The following is a 533-nucleotide window of genomic DNA, read 5'->3' as shown; positions in this document are numbered from 1 at the left end:
CTTGCAGGACCCCCGTGAACCACTTCGGAAGGAGTGTCATGCCCAAGTTTGACAGGGGGAGCAGCAAGCTGCTCCCCCTGTCAATGGCCAAAGTCGAGTTAAGAGTCTATTCGGAAAATCTATTCAGGTGACGAGCGGGGCCAGTTTTCGCCAGATGATGAGGCAGGCGGCCAACTCGACAAATCCCAGATACAGCGCTTGACGCTTTTCCCAGCGGGTCTGGAGCCGTCTGAACCGATTGAACCAAGCGTGCCTAACTTCCACGACCCAACGTCTTGGCGGATGACGATCTGGATCTGTTGGCACAGGAAGCGGTGTTTCCTTTGACGCTTTTTTCGGAATATGCACGACGAAGCCCGCATCGCAGGCGAGGGTGCGACACGTCGGCGTGTCGTATCCACGGTCAAGAAGGAGATGACGTTGTTCCTCAACCTGAGGTTGAGGAACAACGATGACAACGGCCTCCAGCACGTCTTTGAGCTTCTGACTGTCATGGCAGTTGGCCCCACACAGCACGACCGCTAATGGAATAT

General features: G+C 55.3%; 1 protein-coding gene. It reads right to left on the bottom strand.

Going from position 1 to position 533, the window contains the following annotated elements:
* Window positions 1–123: 123 nt before the first annotated feature.
* Window positions 124–533: transposase (locus FNU79_RS18995; protein ID WP_185974834.1), on the bottom strand; the 410-nt coding region annotated here is incomplete at its 5' end.

The organism is Deinococcus detaillensis, assembly GCF_007280555.1.
Lineage (GTDB): Bacteria > Deinococcota > Deinococci > Deinococcales > Deinococcaceae > Deinococcus > Deinococcus detaillensis.
The sequence above is the reverse complement of the archived record's forward strand: the minus strand, read 5'-3'. Positions and strand labels throughout refer to the sequence as shown.